Source organism: Pseudomonas multiresinivorans (assembly GCF_012971725.1).
GTDB classification, from domain to species: Bacteria; Pseudomonadota; Gammaproteobacteria; order Pseudomonadales; family Pseudomonadaceae; genus Pseudomonas; species Pseudomonas multiresinivorans.
In genome coordinates, this window is the sequence record NZ_CP048833.1 from 4,769,914 (window position 1) to 4,785,806 (window position 15,893).

Genomic DNA, 15,893 nt, shown 5'->3' on the forward strand with positions numbered 1-15,893 from the left:
ATATTGCCGGCGGCCGCTTGCGGCGCACCGCGCGTCAATAATCCGACAAACGTACCGTCGCTTGGCGAAGGGCGATGCCATGCTCTGATGGGCCTGACAAAAAGGAGAACGCAGGTGCCATCGACACTCATTTATTACGTGTCCGCCAGCCTCGACGGCTACATCGCCCGCCCTGACGGCAGCGTGGACTGGCTCGAAGGTCATGGCAGCCCGGCCGATGATCACGGCTACAGCGCCTTCTACGCCAGCATCGACGGCCTGCTCATGGGCCGCGCCACCTATCTGTTCTGCCTGAACCAGCGTGAATGGCCGTACCCCGACAAACCCGCGCTGGTCATGACCCGCTCCAATCACCTGTCCAAAGCCGCGCCGCAGGTAGAACTTGAGCATTACGCACCGGTAGACGCCCTCGCCTCGCTGGAGGCACGCGGCTGCCAGCGCATCTGGCTGGTGGGCGGCGGCAGCCTGGCGGGCAATTTCCTCGCCGCAGGCTTGCTCGACGAAGTGATCGTCAGCATCATCCCGCACCTGCTCGGCGCCGGCATTCCCCTGTTCAGCATCGGGCTCGAGCAACGCCTGCAGCTGCTGGAGCAGCGCAGCTTTCCCAGCGGCATCGTGCAGATGCGCTACCAGGTTCTGAAGGAAACGCCCTCGTCATGACCTCCACCATTCGTATCGCTGCCGCCTGCCTGCTCGATGACGCTGGACGCCTGCTGCTGGTACGAAAGCGTGGCACCCAGGCCTTCATGCTGCCCGGCGGCAAGCACGAACCCGGCGAGACGTCGGTCCAGGCCCTGCTGCGCGAGCTGGGCGAAGAACTCGACCTGCACCTTGTGACTTCCGCCCTGACCCCGCTCGGTCACTTCCAGGCCAAGGCCGCCAACGAGGCAAACATGCGCGTGGACGCCGAGGTCTTCGTCGCCGCCCTGCCCCATGCCGTCCAGCCTGCCGCGGAGCTGGAAGAGCTCGCCTGGCTGGATCCGACCGGCGATTACCCGCAGAACCTTGCCCCGCTGCTGAGCGAACAGGTGCTTCCTGCCCTGCTGGCCCATCTGGGCTGATTCGTTCAGAACAATTACCTGCATTTCGTCGGGTTTTTCCTTAAGAAACCTTAAGCGCCTGGCTTTTGGCCATTAAGCCGCCGGCTTTCCGTCGCGTGGCCGAAAGCCCCGTTTTATAGGGCTTCCGGCTATAAGGTCAGGCCGTGACTGATGCGTCTGAGCACATGTCGCGCAGCGTCCTACAAGTCACAAGGGAATTGTCAGAATCGACAGACGGTACGAACTGTCATGAAAAGTCGTTCAGAATGCGTGGAATTTTTGAGCGGACCAAAGGAAACCACGCCGACAACAATGGCGATCCAGCGGAGTCTGGGCGATATCAATCAGCAAGAAGACATGCCGAATGCGAAGTACCCTTTTGACATGCCTTTCCATAGGCTTGGCGACCCTCTTGGCCGCCACCGAGGCAACCGCCTCCTCCAAGATCACGCGCACCTATCAGCCCGCACCGGTTGATCTGCGAGTCCCGGTCCAGGGCAGTGCCCTGCTGACCTTCAATGCCAAGCCGGTCAAGCCGACCAAGAGCGAGGCGCATCAGGTCACCCAGCGTGCCTACAGCATGATCGGCACGCCATACCGCTGGGGCGGCACTTCGCCCAAGCGCGGCTTCGATTGCAGCGGCCTGGTGAACTACGTATTCCAGAACGTCGACGAAGTCGACCTGCCGCGTACCGCGCAGCAGATGTACAGCATGCGCGGCAACTCGAAAGTGGCGCGTGGTGACCTGCAGCCTGGCGACCTGGTGTTCTTCCGCATCCACAACCGTCGCAATGTCGACCACGTCGGCATCTACGTCGGTGACAACCAGTTCGTCCATGCGCCACGCCGCGGCCAGAAGGTCCGCGTCTCCGACCTCACTGGCGACTACTGGAATAAGCACTACACCGCTGCCCGCCGCATCCTGCCGGAAACCCTGGCGAAAGCCGACGTCGGCGGTCGTTACGACTGATAGGGGCGCTCTCCCCTTGCGGGAGAGCGCTTAGCTTTCGCCTCTCTCCCGTCGCTTACAGGCCTCGACGCGCCTGCCGGCGCAGCAGTCGTGCGCTATCCCAACCGGTCAGCAGTACGGCAATCCAGATCGGCCCATAGGTCCAGATCTGCGCCGGGTTGAATGCCTCGCCCAGGAACAGCACGGCGATGGCGAACAGCAGCACCGGCTCGACATAGCTCAGAATCCCGAACAGCCCCATGGGCAACAGCCGGCTGGCCGCCATCATGGCGCCGAACGCCAGCGCGCTGATCAGGCCCAGCAGTGGCAGCAGCGCCCACAGGCGCGGCACCTCTTCCAGCACCTTGGCGCTATCAGTTATCCACAAGGCGGCCAGGGCGAACGGCAGCAGCACGATCATCTCGAAGACGAAGCCGGACAGCGAATCCACCGCCATCTTGCGGCGCAGCATGAAATACGGCGGATAGCCCAGCGCGGTGATCAGGGTGAACCAGGAGAAAGCGCGGGTCAGCCACAACTCGTGCAGCACACCCGCCAGCGCGAAGGCGACGGCAATGCCCTGCAACGTGGTCAGACGCTCGCCGTAGAACACCCGGCCGCACAGCACCATGGTCAGCGGCAGCAGGAAGTAGCCCAGCGACAGCTCCAGCGTGCGCCCAACCATGGGCGCCCAGATGAAGACGCCCCACTGCACCAGCATCATCGCTGCCGTCAGCGGGAAGCACGCCAGCAACCATGGCTCGCGCAGCAGGCGCCGGCCAGCGTCACGCAGTACACCGCCCTGGCGCGTGAACAGCACCAGCAACAGGACCATGGGAATCGACCAGACCACCCGGTGGGCGATCACCTGGATGCTGGTCAGTGGCTCCAGCGAATGGATGTAACCCGGCAGGGTCACGAACAGCACGGAAGACGCCAGGGACAGCGCTACGCCACGTCCGGAGATATTCATGCGAAGCGCTCCTTGCGACGGCGCAGGCCAAAGCGGTTGACGCCCAGCGAGGCAACGATCACCGCACCACCCAGCGCCAGGCGCGGCAGGTCGGCGGCCTCATTCCAGATCAGCAGGTTGATCAGCAGGCCCACCGGCACGTGCAGGTTGTTCATCACCGCCAGGGTGCCGGCATCCACCATCGTGCCGCCCTTGTTCCACCAGAACTGCCCCAGCGCGGTGGCCAGCAGGCCCATCCACACCAGCACGCCCCATTGCAGGTCGGTGGTCGGCAGCTTCTGCGGATTGCCGAACAGCAACCAGCCCGGCAGCGCGACCAGCAGCGCACCAACGAAGAAGTAGCCGAAGCGGCGGTATTGCGGGATGTCCGAGGGATAGCGTCGTACCAGGTGCTTGTAGAACACCTGCCCCGCCGCGAAGGTCGCGTTGGCCACCTGCAGCAGAAGGAAGCCCTGGATGTAGTCGCCGCTGACGCCGTCGTAGCGGATGATCCCGGCGCCCAGCACCGCCACGGCGGCTGCCAGCAGCGCCCAGACGTTGAAGCGACGGTTCAACGCGTCATCGATCAGCGCCACGTGCAATGGCGTCAGCACAGTGAACAGCAGCACCTCCGGGACCGTCAGCACCCGGAAGCTCTGGTACAGGCAAACGTAGGTAATGCCGAACTGCAGCGCGCCTGCCAGCATCACCCCGCCGATGAAGCGTGGTTCGACGCCGCGCCAGCGGGTCAGTGGCAGGAACACCAGGCCGGCGAGCACCACGCGGGTCAGCACGGCGAAATAGCTGTCGACCTGCCCGGCGAGGTATTCGCCGATCAGGCTGAAGGAGAACGCCCAGAGGACGGTGACGAAAAGCAGGTAAGGCATGGAAAGGAAGACCGGAACGGGGCAGGCAACATAGCGTCAGTCTCAGCGTAGGAAAAGCGCTGTACGCCCGCGCCCTGCGAAAGGCAGAAACGAAAAAGGGCGACCGAAGTCGCCCTTTTCCTTGGATGGTGAATCAGGGATTAGCCCTGGTTCTCCATCTGAGCACGGATCAGATCACCGATGGTGGTCGGACCAGTGGCTTCTACGTCTTGCTTGTGACGCAGTTCTTTCATCGCATCTTTCTCGTCATCAACGTCTTTCGACTTGATGGAGAGGGAGATGACGCGGCTCTTACGGTCGATACTGATGATCTTGGCTTCGACTTCTTCGCCTTCTTTCAGAACGTTGCGAGCGTCTTCAACGCGGTCACGGCTGATTTCGGAGGCTTTCAGGACGCCTTCGATTTCGCCGCCCAGGCTGATGACAGCGCCTTTGGCGTCAACTTCTTTCACGGTGCCGCGAACGATGGTGCCTTTCTCGTTGAGCGATGCGTAGTTGGAGAACGGATCGTCTTCCAGCTGCTTGATGCCCAGGGAGATGCGCTCACGCTCCGGATCAACGGAGAGAATGACGGTTTCCAGCTCGTCGCCCTTCTTGAAGCGGCGAACGGCTTCTTCGCCAACTTCGTTCCAGGAGATGTCGGACAGGTGAACCAGACCGTCGATGCCGCCTTCCAGGCCGATGAAGATACCGAAATCGGTGATCGACTTGATGGTGCCGGAGATCTTGTCGCCCTTGTTGAAGCGGCCAGAGAAGTCTTCCCACGGGTTGGACTTGCACTGCTTGATGCCCAGGGAGATACGACGACGCTCTTCGTCGATGTCCAGAACCTGAACTTCCACTTCGTCGCCAACCTGAACGACTTTCGACGGGTGGATGTTCTTGTTGGTCCAGTCCATTTCGGAGACGTGTACCAGGCCTTCCACGCCCTCTTCCAGCTCGGCGAAGCAGCCGTAGTCGGTGAGGTTGGTGACGCGCGCGGTAACACGGGTGCCTTCCGGGTAACGGGCTTTGATGGCAACCCATGGGTCTTCGCCCAGTTGCTTCAGGCCCAGGGATACGCGGTTGCGCTCGCGGTCGAACTTCAGAACCTTGACATCGATCTCGTCGCCAACGTTGACGATTTCCGACGGATGCTTGATACGCTTCCAGGCCATGTCGGTGATGTGCAGCAGACCATCGACGCCGCCCAGGTCAACGAACGCACCGTAGTCGGTGAGGTTCTTGACGATACCTTTGACCTGCTGGCCTTCCTGCAGGGATTCCAGCAGAGCTTCGCGCTCGGCGCTGTTCTCGGCTTCCAGCACGCTGCGGCGGGAAACGACAACGTTGTTGCGCTTCTGGTCCAGCTTGATGACCTTGAACTCGAGCTCTTTGCCTTCCAGGTGAGTGGTGTCGCGCACCGGACGCACGTCGACCAGCGAACCCGGCAGGAACGCGCGGATGCCGTTGACGTCGACGGTGAAGCCACCCTTGACCTTGCCGTTGATGACGCCTTTGACCACTTCGTCGGCAGAGAAAGCAGCTTCCAGAACGATCCAGCTCTCGGCACGCTTGGCTTTTTCGCGGGACAGCTTGGTTTCACCAAAGCCGTCTTCTACCGCGTCCAGCGCAACGTGGACTTCGTCACCCACATTGATGGTCAGCTCGCCCTGTTCGTTGTAGAACTGCTCGACCGGGATGACGCCCTCGGATTTCAGACCGGCATGGACGGTGACCCAGTCACCATCGATGTCGACCACGATGCCGGTGATGATTGCACCCGGCTGCATGTCGAGGGATTTAAGACTTTCTTCAAAGAGTTCTGCGAAGCTTTCGCTCATGTCTATACCTGTAGTCAAAGGCTTGTAAGCCCGATTCCGCGCCACCAGCGAACACGGTCAAGTGATGAAAAAGAAGCCAGCAGGATCAAGACTGGTATCCTGCCGGCCCCCTGTTGCACCCGCCGAAACGGATGCTCCACATTCAGATTTTAAGGGAACGCTTCGCTCAATATGGGCGAAACCCTCCCGATACAAGGTCTGGAATGGTAGCAACGGATGCCGGCTGCGTCAATCGGCGCCCCTGGCTTCCAATGCTCTTCCTCATTCATTGATTCTCGCCCAGCCTCGGAGGACGGGGGGACCGCCCGTCACATCCGTCCTGCGGAACAATTGCCATCGGAAAGAAAAATCCCCGGCATGGCCGGGGATTTTCGTGAGCCGCTCGACTAGTCCGCCAGGCCCCGACGAGAAACCTCGGCGAGGATACTGTCCACGACCTCTTCGATGCTCATCGAGGTGGAGTCCACCAGGATGGCACCTTCAGCGGGCTTGAGCGGAGCCACGGCGCGCTGACTGTCACGCTCGTCGCGGGCGCTGATTTCTTCCGCCAGTTGCGCCTGATCGCTGTCGATACCCTTGCCCTTGAGCTGCAGGTAACGGCGACGTGCGCGCTCCTCGGCCGACGCTGTCAGGAATATCTTCAGCGGCGCGCTGGGGAAGACCACGGTGCCCATATCGCGGCCGTCGGCGACAAGGCCGGGCGCTTCGAGGAAGGCGCGCTGGCGTTGCAGCAGCGCATCGCGCACCGCCGGCAGGGCGGCGACTTGCGAGGCGCCAGCGCCGACCTGTTCGGTGCGGATGGTATCGGTGACATCTTCGCCTTCGAGGATGATGTGCTGGCCCTGTCCGCCCTTGGCATGGGTGAACTGCACGTCCAGGTGCGCGGCCAGGACCTTGAGGGCTTCCTCGTTGGTCAGGTCGATGCCGTGGTTACCGGCAGCGAACGCCAGCAGGCGATACAACGCGCCGGAGTCCAGCAGGTTCCAGCCCAGGCGCTTGGCCAGCAGACCGGCGACTGTGCCCTTGCCCGAGCCGCTGGGGCCATCGATGGCGAGGACCGGCCATTCGCCGTTCATCAGTTTTTCTCCTCGGCGACGCGGATTCCCGCACCGGACGCCAGCCCGAGGAAGTTCGGGAAGGAGGTCGCGACGTTGGCGCAGTCGTGGATGCGGATCGGCGCACCGGCACGCAGGGAGGCCACGCTGAAGGACATGGCGATGCGGTGGTCGCCGTGGCTCCAGACTTCGCCGCCGCCGTAGCTGCCGCCGTCGATGATGATGCCGTCCGGGGTCGGCTCGCACTTCACGCCGAGCGCCAGCAGGCCGTCGGCCATGACCTGGATGCGGTCGGATTCTTTCACCCGCAGCTCTTCCGCGCCGCGCAGCACAGTGCGGCCTTCGGCGTTGGCGGCGGCAACGAAGAGCACGGGGAACTCGTCGATGGCCAGCGGGACCAGGTCTTCGGGGATGTCGATGCCTTTCAGCTGCGCCGAGCGCACGCGAATGTCGGCAACCGGCTCGCCACCCACTTCACGCTGGTTTTCCAGGGTGATGTCGGCGCCCATGAGCTTGAGGATGTCGATGACGCCGGTACGGGTCGGGTTGATGCCGACGTGTTCCAGGGTCAGGTCGGAACCTTCGGCGATGCTCGCGGCAACCAGGAAGAAGGCGGCGGAGGAAATGTCGGCCGGGACTTCGATCGAGGTGGCGGTGAGCTTGTGGCCGGACTCGACACGAGCGGTGGCGCCTTCGACATCAACCGGGTAGCCGAAGCCGCGCAGCATGCGCTCGGTATGGTCGCGGGTCGGGGCCGGCTCGGTGGTGGAGGTTTCACCGGCGGCGTAGAGGCCGGCGAGCAGCAGGCAGGATTTCACCTGGGCGCTGGCCATGGGCATGTCGTAGTGCATGCCGGTGAGCTTCTGGCCACCACGGATGGTCAGCGGCGGGCGGCCTTCGGGGCCGGTTTCGATTACTGCGCCCATCTCGCGCAGCGGCTTGGCGACGCGGTTCATCGGGCGCTTGGACAGCGACGCGTCGCCGGTCAGGGTGGTGTCGAACGGCTGGGCGGCGAGCAGGCCACTGAGCAGGCGCATGGAGGTGCCGGAGTTGCCCAGGTAGATCGGGCCGGGCGGCGTTTTCAGGCCATGCAGGCCCACACCGTGCACGGTCACGCGGCCGTGGTGCGGGCCTTCGATGACCACGCCCATGTCGCGGAAGGCCTGGATGGTGGCGAGGGCGTCCTCACCCTCGAGGAAACCTTGTACCTCGGTCGTGCCTTCGGCCAGCGAGCCGAGCATGATCGAGCGGTGGGAAATGGACTTGTCGCCCGGTACGCGAACACGTCCGGAGAGGCGGCCACCCGGCTGGGCCAGGAAAATCAGGTCATCGTTGTGCATGGCGTCCACATAGGCCCGGCGGGCCAGGATTTTGCTGAAATGCTCGCGGGCAACCCGGGCGCGGGTGAAAACGCCCATCAGTTGTTGCCCGTCCCCATGGTCGACGGCCTCGCGCAGGTCATCGAGGTCGTCACGGAATACGTCGAGGATGCGCAGCACCGCCTCGCGATTGGCGAGGAAGATGTCGTGCCACATCACCGGGTCGCTGCCGGCAATCCGTGTGAAATCACGGAAGCCGCCAGCGGCATAACGGAAGATTTCCAGATTCTCACTGCGTTTGGCCAGCGAGTCGACCAGCGTGAAGGCCAGCAGGTGCGGCAGGTGGCTGGTGGCGGCGAGGACTTCGTCGTGATGCTCGACGGCCATCTGCTCGACATCAGCGCCCAATTCGCGCCAGAGACTCTCGACGCACTGGATCGCGTCCGCGTCGGCATTATCCAGCGGGGTGAGGATGACTTTATGACGGCGGAACAATTTCGCGTTGGCCGCTTCCACCCCGCTCTGCTCGGAACCGGCGATGGGATGGCCGGGAACGAAGCGTGCCGGCATGCCACCGAACACGGCTTTCGCAGCGCGCACGACATTGCCCTTGGCACTGCCCACGTCGGTGAGGATGGCGTTGCCGATATCGAGGGTGGCGAGTTCGCCGAGGACTTTCTCCATGGCCAGGATCGGCACCGCGAGCTGGATCACGTCAGCCTCGCGGCAACCGGCGGCAAGGCTTTCCTCGCAGCGGTCGACCACGCCCAACTCAACCGCCAGACGGCGGGTTTGCGGGTCACGGTCGACGCCGACCACTTCCTCGAACAGGCCCTTTTCACGGATGCCCTTGGCGAAGGAGCCGCCGATCAGGCCGAGCCCCACCACCACCAGGCGCTTGCGCTGAACAACATCAGGCACGGGCGAGCACCTTGGCCAGCGCTTCGAGGAAGCGGGCGTTCTCGGCCGGCAGGCCGATGGAGATGCGCAGGTGCTGCGGCATGCCGTAGCCACCCACCGGACGGACGATCACGCCTTCGGCGAGCAGCGCCTGGTAGACCGGGGCGGCGTCGCGCTTGAGGTCCACGGCGATGAAGTTGCCCTTGGAGGGAATCCATTGCAGGTCCAGGGCGCGCAGGCCGCTTTCCAGCTGCGCCATGCCTTCGTCGTTGATGCGCTTGCCTTGGGCCAGGTAGTCGGCATCGTCCAGCGCCGCACAGGCGGCGGCCAGGGCCAGGCTGTTGACGTTGAACGGCTGGCGAACGCGGTTGAGCACGTCGGCGACCTGCGCCGAGGAGATCGCGTAACCGACGCGCAGCGAGGCCAGGCCGTAGGCCTTGGAGAAGGTGCGGGAGACCAGCAGGTTCGGGTAGCGGGCCAGGTACTTCAGGCCGTCCGGCAGTTCCTCGCCTTCGGCGTACTCGATGTAGGCCTCGTCGAGCACCACCAGGACGCTCTCCGGCACCTGCGAGAGGAAGCGCTCCAGCGCGTCCGGGCCGAACCAGGTACCGGTGGGGTTGTTCGGGTTGGCGATGAAGACCACGCGGGTGTTGCCGTCGATGGCCGCCAGCATGGCTTCCAGGTCGTGACCCCAGTCTTTCGCCGGCACGACCTTGCCCTGGGCGCCGACTGCCTGGGTGGAGATCGGGTAGACGGCGAACGCGTACTGGCTGAACACGGCGTTCAAGCCGGGCGCCAGGTAAGCGCGGGCAACCAGGTCGAGGATGTCGTTGGAGCCGTTGCCCAGGGTGACCTGCGCGGTTTCGACGCCGCAACGGGCAGCCAGGCGGGACTTCAGCTCGAAGCCGTTGCCGTCGGGGTAGCGGGTCAGTTCGGCCAGTTCGGCGCGGATCGCGTCGAGGACCTTGGGGCTCGGGCCCAGCGGATTCTCGTTGCTGGCCAGTTTGACGATGCCGGCGGGGTCGAGCTTCAGCTCGCGGGCCAGTTCATCGACCGGCTTGCCGGGAACGTAGGGAGAAAGTTTCTGCACGCCCGGCTGGGCCAGGGCAAGGAAATCACAGCTCATGGACATCTCTCTCGACTGGGGCCGCACAGACTGACTCGATATAGCCGGCGGCAGCCATGTAATCGCAGATACGGTCAACAGATTCCTCTACCGACAGCACGGACGTATCGATGCTCACGTGGGCGGCCAGCGGCGCCTCGAACGGAGAGTCGATGCCGGTGAACTCCTTGAGTTCGCCGGCTCGCGCTTTGCGGTAGAGCCCTTTGGGATCGCGCTCCTCGCACACTTTCAGCGGCGTGGAGACATGCACTTCCACGAAACGCTCGGGTAACAGCTTGCGAACTCTGTCGCGATCCGCACGAAACGGCGAGATGAACGCAGCGATGGTGATCAGGCCGGCATCCACCATCAGCGCACCCACCTCACCAACACGGCGAATATTTTCACCGCGGTCTTCAGCGCTGAAGCCGAGGTCCCGATTCAAGCCCTGACGAAGATGGTCGCCATCGAGCAGGTAGGTATGCCGCCCGGACGCATGCAGTCGCTGCTCGAGGGCATCGGCCAGCGTCGACTTGCCGGAACCGCTCAGCCCAGTCAGCCAGACCAGGCAGGGGCGCTGGGCCTTGAGGCCGGCGCGCCCTGCGCAATCGACCGTCTGCGACGGCCAACGGGCATTTCGCCCCATGTCAAAGCACGGCCTTGGGGTACGAACCCAGCACCTTCAGGGCAACGGCTTCGCTGTTGATCTTTTCCAGCACGTCCTTGATCAGCGGGTCCTTGTGGTGGCCGACGAAGTCGATGAAGAACACGTAGGTCCACTTGCCGCTGCGCGACGGGCGGGTCTCGATGCGGGTCAGGTCGACACCGTTGCTGTGGAACGGCACCAACAGCTCGTGCAGCGCGCCCGGCTTGTTGCGCATGGAGACGATGATGGAAGTCTTGTCATCGCCCGTGGGCGGCACTTCCTGGTTGCCGATCATGAGGAAGCGCGTGGAGTTGTCCGGGCGGTCCTCAATCTTCTCGTGCAGCTTGTCCAGGCCGTACAGGCTGGCCGCCATGTCGCCGGCAATCGCCGCGCTGTTCCACTCGCTCTTCACCCGCTTGGCGGCGTCGGCATTGCTGGAAACCGCCACGCGCTCGACGTTCGGGTAGTGCGCGTCCAGCCACTTGCGGCACTGGGCCAGGGACTGGGCGTGGGAATAGATGCGGGTGATGTTGTTGGTCTTGGTGTTCTCGCCGACCAGCAGGTGGTGGTGGATACGCAGTTCCACCTCGCCGCAGATCACCAGGTCGTGCTCGAGGAAGCTGTCGAGGGTGTGGTTGACCGCGCCCTCGGTGGAGTTTTCCACAGGCACCACACCGAAGTTCACCGCACCGGCGGCAACTTCGCGGAACACTTCGTCGATGGCGGCCATCGGCGTGCTGATCACCGCGTGGCCGAAGTGCTTGAGCGCCGCGGCCTGGGTGAAGGTGCCTTCCGGGCCGAGGTAGGCCACTTTCAGTGGCTGCTCCAGGGCCAGGCAGGAGGACATGATCTCGCGGAACAGACGAGCGACTTCCTCGTTGTCCAGCGGGCCCTTGTTCAGCTCCATGATGTGCTTGAGCACCCACGCCTCGCGCTCGGGCCGGTAGAACACCGGCTTCTCGCCTTCGGGCAGGGAGGCCAATTTCACGCGCGCCACGTCGGTGGCGCAGCGTGCACGTTCGCTGATCAGCTCGAGGATCTTCTCGTCGAGGCTGTCGATGCGTACGCGCAAAGCCTTGAGCTGGTCAGCGTCGCTCATCAGCCGTGCTCCTTCTCGAACTCGGCCATGTAGCCGACCAGCGCTTCGATGGCGTCCAGGCCCAGGGCGTTATAGATGGAGGCACGCATGCCGCCCACCGAACGGTGGCCCTTCAGGTTGAGCAGGCCGCGCGCGTCGGCGCCTTCGAGGAAGGCCTTGTCGAGCTTCTCGTCGGCCAGGCGGAACGGCACGTTCATCCAGGAACGGGCGCTGGGCTGGATCGGGTTGGTGTAGAAGTCGCTGCGGTCGATGAAGCCGTACAGCATGTCCTTCTTGGCGCGGTTGCGCTGTTCCATGGCGTCGACGCCGCCCTGCTCCTTCAGCCACTGGAAGACCAGGCCGGAAAGGTACCAGGAGTAGGTCGCCGGGGTGTTGTACATGGAGCCGTTATCGGCAGCGACCTTGTAGTTGAGCATGGTCGGGCAGATGCTGCGGGCGCGGCCCAGCAGGTCTTCGCGCACGATCACGACCACCAGGCCGGACGGCCCGATGTTCTTCTGCGCGCCGGCGTAGATCAGGCCGAACTTCGACACGTCGATCGGGCGGGAGAGGATGTCCGAGGACATGTCCACCACCAGCGGGACGTCGCCGACTTCCGGAATCCAGTCGAATTCCAGGCCGCCGATGGTCTCGTTGGACGCGTAGTGCAGGTAGGCCGCGTCCTTGGACAGGTTCCACTCGTTCTGGCCGGGGATGGCGAAGTAGTCGTACTTGGATGCGCTGGCGGCGACGTTGACGTTGCCGTAGCGACGAGCCTCTTCGATGGCCTTCTTCGACCAGATGCCGGTTTCCACGTAGTCCGCCACGCCGTCTTCGGGCAGCAGGTTCAGCGGAATCTCGGCGAACTGCTGGCTGGCGCCGCCCTGCAGGAACAGCACCTTGTAGTTCGACGGGATCGCCATCAGGTCGCGCAGGTCCTGCTCGGCCTTCTCGGCGATGGCCACGTAGTCGTCGCTACGGTGGCTCATCTCCATGACCGACAGGCCCTTACCCTGCCAATCCAGCAGCTCGGCGCGGGCGCGCTCCAGCACCTCGGTGGGAAGCGCCGCGGGACCGGCGCAGAAGTTAAAGGCTCGCTTGCTCACATCCACTCTCGCTATCAGTCTTCGCTGGCTTGCGGGGCTTCTTCAGCCGCGACTTCGCCTGCTTCTTGGTTCTCGTCCGCTACTTCACCTTCGACGATCTCGCCGTCGACGATCTCGCCTTCGATCTCTTCGCCTTCGACGACGGTCGGCTCCTGCACCCGCTCCAGGCCTACGACGGTTTCGTCGGCGGCCAGCTTGATGAGGATCACGCCCTGGGTGTTACGCCCAGCACCGCGAACTTCGTCGACGCGGGTACGCACCAGGGTGCCCTGGTCGGAGATCAGCATGATCTCCTCGCCGTCCAGCACCTGCACGGCGCCTACCAGGTTGCCGTTACGCTCGTTGATCACCATGGCGATCACGCCCTGGCCACCACGACCGCGACGCGGGTAGTCGGCCAGCGGGGTGCGCTTGCCGTAGCCGCGCTCGGAGGCGCTGAGGATCTGCGCTTCGCGGCACTCGGGGATCAGCATGGAAATGATGCGCTGGCCTTCGCCCAGGCGCATGCCGCGCACGCCACGGGCGTTACGGCCCATGATGCGCACCTTGCTTTCCTTGAAGCGGATCACCTTGCCGGCGTCGGAGAACATCATCACGTCCTTCGATCCGTCGGTGATGGCGGCGGCGATCAGCGAGTCGCCCTCTTCCAGTTTCAGGGCAATCAGGCCGTTGGAACGCGGCTTGGTGAACTGGATCAGCGGGGTCTTCTTCACGGTGCCTTTCATGGTGGCCATGAAGATGTACGCGCCGGTCGGCTCGTCCTGGCTGAAGTCGGCGTCATCGCCCTCTTCGCCTTCTTCGGCTTCCACCACTTCGGCGACCTGCTCGGCGACCACGTCGTCATCGTCGTTCTCGTCACCGGCGAACTGGGCGCGCACGGCTTCCAGGTCGATCTGCAGCATCGCGGTGATGCGCTCGCCTTCGTCCAGCGGCAGCAGGTTCACCAGCGGACGGCCACGGGCGGTACGCGAGGCTTCCGGGATCTCGAAGGTGCGCAGCCAGTAGACCTTGCCCTTGCTGGAAAAGAGCAGCAGGGTAGCGTGGCTGTTGGCGACCAGCAGGTGTTCGATGTAGTCCTCGTCCTTCACGCCACTGGCCGACTTGCCCTTGCCACCACGACGCTGGGCCTCGTAGGCGGCCAGCGGCTGGGACTTGGCGTAGCCGCCGTGGGAGATGGTGACCACGCGCTCTTCTTCGGTGATCAGGTCGGCGATGGTCAGGTCCATCTGCGACGCGACGATCTCGGTGCGGCGGGCATCGCCGAACTCGGCCTTGACCTTCTCCAGCTCCTCGCGGATGACTTCCATCAGGCGCTCGGGGTTGGTCAGGATGCGGATCAGCTCGCCGATCAGGGTGAGGATTTCCTGGTACTCGGACAGGAGCTTCTCGTGCTCCAGGCCGGTCAGGCGGTGCAGGCGCAGTTCCAGGATGGCCTGGGCCTGCTCCGGGGACAGGTAGTACTTGCCTTCGCGCAGGCCGTACTGCTCGTCCAGGTCTTCCGGGCGGCACGAATCAGCACCGGCGCGCTCGACCATGGCTTCCACGGCGCTGGATTCCCAGGCGGTGGCGATCAGGCGCTCCTTGGCTTCGGCCGGGGTCGGCGACGACTTGATCAGCTCGATCACCGGGTCGATGTTCGACAGGGCGACGGCCTGGCCTTCGAGGATGTGGCCGCGCTCGCGTGCCTTGCGCAGCTCGTAGACGGTCCGGCGGGTCACCACTTCACGGCGGTGGCGGACGAAGACCTCGAGCATGTCCTTGAGGTTCATCGTGCGTGGCTGGCCGTCGACCAGAGCCACCACGTTGATGCCGAAGACGCTCTGCAGCTGGGTCTGGGCGTAAAGGTTGTTCAGCACGACCTCGCCCACTTCGCCACGGCGCAGCTCGATGACCACGCGCATGCCGTCCTTGTCGGACTCGTCGCGCAGCTCGGTGATGCCTTCGATCTTCTTCTCTTTCACCAGCTCGGCGATCTTCTCGATCAGGCGAGCCTTGTTCAGCTGGTAAGGCAGTTCGGTGATGATGATCTGCTGGCGGTTGCCGCCCTTCTCCATGTCCTCGATGGTGGCGCGGGCACGGATATAGATGCGGCCACGACCGGTGCGATAGGCCTCGATGATGCCCGCACGGCCGTTGATGATGCCGGCGGTCGGGAAGTCCGGGCCGGGGATGTACTGCATCAGGTCGTCGATGGACAGCTCGGGGTTGTCCATCAGCGCCAGGCAGCCGTCGATCACCTCGGTGAGGTTGTGCGGCGGAATGTTGGTCGCCATGCCCACGGCAATACCGCTGGAACCGTTGACCAGCAGGTTCGGGATCTTGGTCGGCATGACCGCCGGGATCTGCTCGGTGCCGTCGTAGTTGGGCACCCAGTCGACGGTTTCCTTGTCCAGGTCGGCCAGCAGCTCGTGGGCCAGCTTGGACATGCGCACTTCGGTGTATCGCATGGCTGCGGCGTTGTCGCCGTCCACCGAACCGAAGTTGCCCTGGCCGTCGACCAGCATGTAGCGCAGCGAGAAGGGCTGGGCCATGCGGACGATGGTGTCGTACACCGCGGTGTCGCCGTGCGGGTGGTACTTACCGATCACGTCACCGACCACACGGGCGGATTTCTTGTAGGGCTTGTTCCAGTCGTTGCCCAGTTCGCTCATGGCGTACAGGACGCGGCGGTGCACGGGCTTCAAGCCATCGCGTGCATCGGGCAGGGCACGACCGACGATCACGCTCATGGCGTAATCGAGGTAGGACTGTCGGAGTTCGTCTTCGATGTTGACCGGGAGGATTTCTTTGGCCAGTTCGCCCATGAGAAGCCTGGTTCCTTTTTCAAATGGGTCTCCGTCATGCCCGTCCTGGGCCTGGCGGAGCGCGGTGCGCCATCAAAGCGCCACCGACTCTCTACAAATCAACGACTTGGCCGTTGATCCGCGATGCTGTGGGGGCCGTAAAAATGCCCCATCAAGAACCGTCGGAGCTTACCACAAGCCAGGGTCAAACCCTACCCTCGCCCAAGCCCCACGATGAATTGCTGCAAGC

At 63.8% G+C, this 15,893-nt stretch carries 13 protein-coding genes; 3 read left to right on the top strand and 10 right to left on the bottom strand.

Annotation, left to right across the window (positions count from 1 at the left end; all coding sequences use genetic code 11):
* Positions 1-87 precede the first annotated feature (87 nt).
* From G4G71_RS21680 to G4G71_RS21690, 3 genes are all read left to right on the top strand, one after another.
* On the top strand, positions 88-660 hold the full coding sequence (locus G4G71_RS21680) for a dihydrofolate reductase family protein (protein WP_420825949.1): 573 nt from the start codon (positions 88-90) through the stop codon (positions 658-660).
* Positions 657-1,061 (top strand): NUDIX hydrolase, encoded by a 405-nt coding sequence (locus G4G71_RS21685; protein ID WP_169940045.1) that lies wholly within the window; start codon positions 657-659, stop codon positions 1,059-1,061. Before G4G71_RS21680 ends, G4G71_RS21685 begins: the two co-directional genes overlap by 4 nt.
* 391 nt (positions 1,062-1,452) lie before the next feature.
* A complete protein-coding gene (locus G4G71_RS21690) occupies positions 1,453-2,010 on the top strand; it encodes a C40 family peptidase (protein ID WP_420825950.1) in 558 nt (185 codons plus the stop codon).
* A 55-nt stretch (positions 2,011-2,065) separates the two neighbouring features.
* Here G4G71_RS21690 and rarD read toward each other — a convergent pair whose 3' ends face one another.
* The 10 genes from rarD to gyrA form a co-directional block, all read right to left on the bottom strand.
* Positions 2,066-2,962 carry an EamA family transporter RarD gene (gene rarD, locus G4G71_RS21695; protein WP_169940049.1) on the bottom strand — a complete coding sequence of 299 codons (897 nt, stop codon included), beginning with the start codon at positions 2,960-2,962 and terminating at the stop codon, positions 2,066-2,068.
* A complete protein-coding gene (locus G4G71_RS21700) occupies positions 2,959-3,828 on the bottom strand; it encodes a carboxylate/amino acid/amine transporter (RefSeq protein WP_169940051.1) in 870 nt (289 codons plus the stop codon). The genes rarD and G4G71_RS21700 overlap by 4 nt, the downstream gene beginning before the upstream one ends.
* A 140-nt stretch (positions 3,829-3,968) precedes the next feature.
* Positions 3,969-5,651 (bottom strand): 30S ribosomal protein S1, encoded by a 1,683-nt coding sequence (rpsA, locus tag G4G71_RS21705; protein WP_045210085.1) that lies wholly within the window; start codon positions 5,649-5,651, stop codon positions 3,969-3,971.
* A 386-nt stretch (positions 5,652-6,037) separates the two neighbouring features.
* Positions 6,038-6,727, bottom strand: coding sequence for a (d)CMP kinase (cmk, locus tag G4G71_RS21710; RefSeq protein ID WP_024767051.1), 690 nt, complete (start codon positions 6,725-6,727; stop codon positions 6,038-6,040).
* Entirely contained in the window at positions 6,727-8,946 is a 2,220-nt protein-coding gene (locus G4G71_RS21715; RefSeq protein WP_169940053.1) for a bifunctional prephenate dehydrogenase/3-phosphoshikimate 1-carboxyvinyltransferase, read from the bottom strand. Before G4G71_RS21715 ends, cmk begins: the two co-directional genes overlap by 1 nt.
* On the bottom strand, positions 8,939-10,051 hold the full coding sequence (hisC, locus tag G4G71_RS21720; RefSeq protein ID WP_169940055.1) for a histidinol-phosphate transaminase: 1,113 nt from the start codon (positions 10,049-10,051) through the stop codon (positions 8,939-8,941). Before hisC ends, G4G71_RS21715 begins: the two co-directional genes overlap by 8 nt.
* Entirely contained in the window at positions 10,041-10,676 is a 636-nt protein-coding gene (cysC, locus tag G4G71_RS21725) for an adenylyl-sulfate kinase (RefSeq protein WP_169940057.1), read from the bottom strand. Before cysC ends, hisC begins: the two co-directional genes overlap by 11 nt.
* A gap of 1 nt (position 10,677) precedes the next feature.
* A complete protein-coding gene (gene pheA, locus G4G71_RS21730) occupies positions 10,678-11,775 on the bottom strand; it encodes a prephenate dehydratase (protein WP_054907219.1) in 1,098 nt (365 codons plus the stop codon).
* On the bottom strand, positions 11,775-12,860 hold the full coding sequence (serC, locus tag G4G71_RS21735; protein ID WP_169940059.1) for a 3-phosphoserine/phosphohydroxythreonine transaminase: 1,086 nt from the start codon (positions 12,858-12,860) through the stop codon (positions 11,775-11,777). The genes pheA and serC overlap by 1 nt, the downstream gene beginning before the upstream one ends.
* 14 nt (positions 12,861-12,874) lie before the next feature.
* Positions 12,875-15,664, bottom strand: a complete 2,790-nt coding sequence (gene gyrA, locus G4G71_RS21740; protein ID WP_169940061.1) for a DNA gyrase subunit A — start codon at positions 15,662-15,664, stop codon at positions 12,875-12,877.
* Positions 15,665-15,893: the final 229 nt, after the last annotated feature.

What these genes read in the sequence shown, in the direction of transcription:
- G4G71_RS21680 (WP_420825949.1), top strand. Translation starts at nt 88, where the DNA reads ATGGGCCTGACAAAAAGGAGAACGCAGGTGCCATCGACACTCATTTAT.
- G4G71_RS21685 (WP_169940045.1), top strand. Translation starts at nt 657, where the DNA reads ATGACCTCCACCATTCGTATCGCTGCCGCCTGCCTGCTCGATGACGCT.
- rarD (WP_169940049.1), bottom strand. Translation starts at nt 2,962, where the DNA reads ATGAATATCTCCGGACGTGGCGTAGCGCTGTCCCTGGCGTCTTCCGTG.
- G4G71_RS21700 (WP_169940051.1), bottom strand. Translation starts at nt 3,828, where the DNA reads ATGCCTTACCTGCTTTTCGTCACCGTCCTCTGGGCGTTCTCCTTCAGC.
- rpsA (WP_045210085.1), bottom strand. Translation starts at nt 5,651, where the DNA reads ATGAGCGAAAGCTTCGCAGAACTCTTTGAAGAAAGTCTTAAATCCCTC.
- cmk (WP_024767051.1), bottom strand. Translation starts at nt 6,727, where the DNA reads ATGAACGGCGAATGGCCGGTCCTCGCCATCGATGGCCCCAGCGGCTCG.
- hisC (WP_169940055.1), bottom strand. Translation starts at nt 10,051, where the DNA reads ATGAGCTGTGATTTCCTTGCCCTGGCCCAGCCGGGCGTGCAGAAACTT.
- cysC (WP_169940057.1), bottom strand. Translation starts at nt 10,676, where the DNA reads ATGGGGCGAAATGCCCGTTGGCCGTCGCAGACGGTCGATTGCGCAGGG.
- pheA (WP_054907219.1), bottom strand. Translation starts at nt 11,775, where the DNA reads ATGAGCGACGCTGACCAGCTCAAGGCTTTGCGCGTACGCATCGACAGC.
- gyrA (WP_169940061.1), bottom strand. Translation starts at nt 15,664, where the DNA reads ATGGGCGAACTGGCCAAAGAAATCCTCCCGGTCAACATCGAAGACGAA.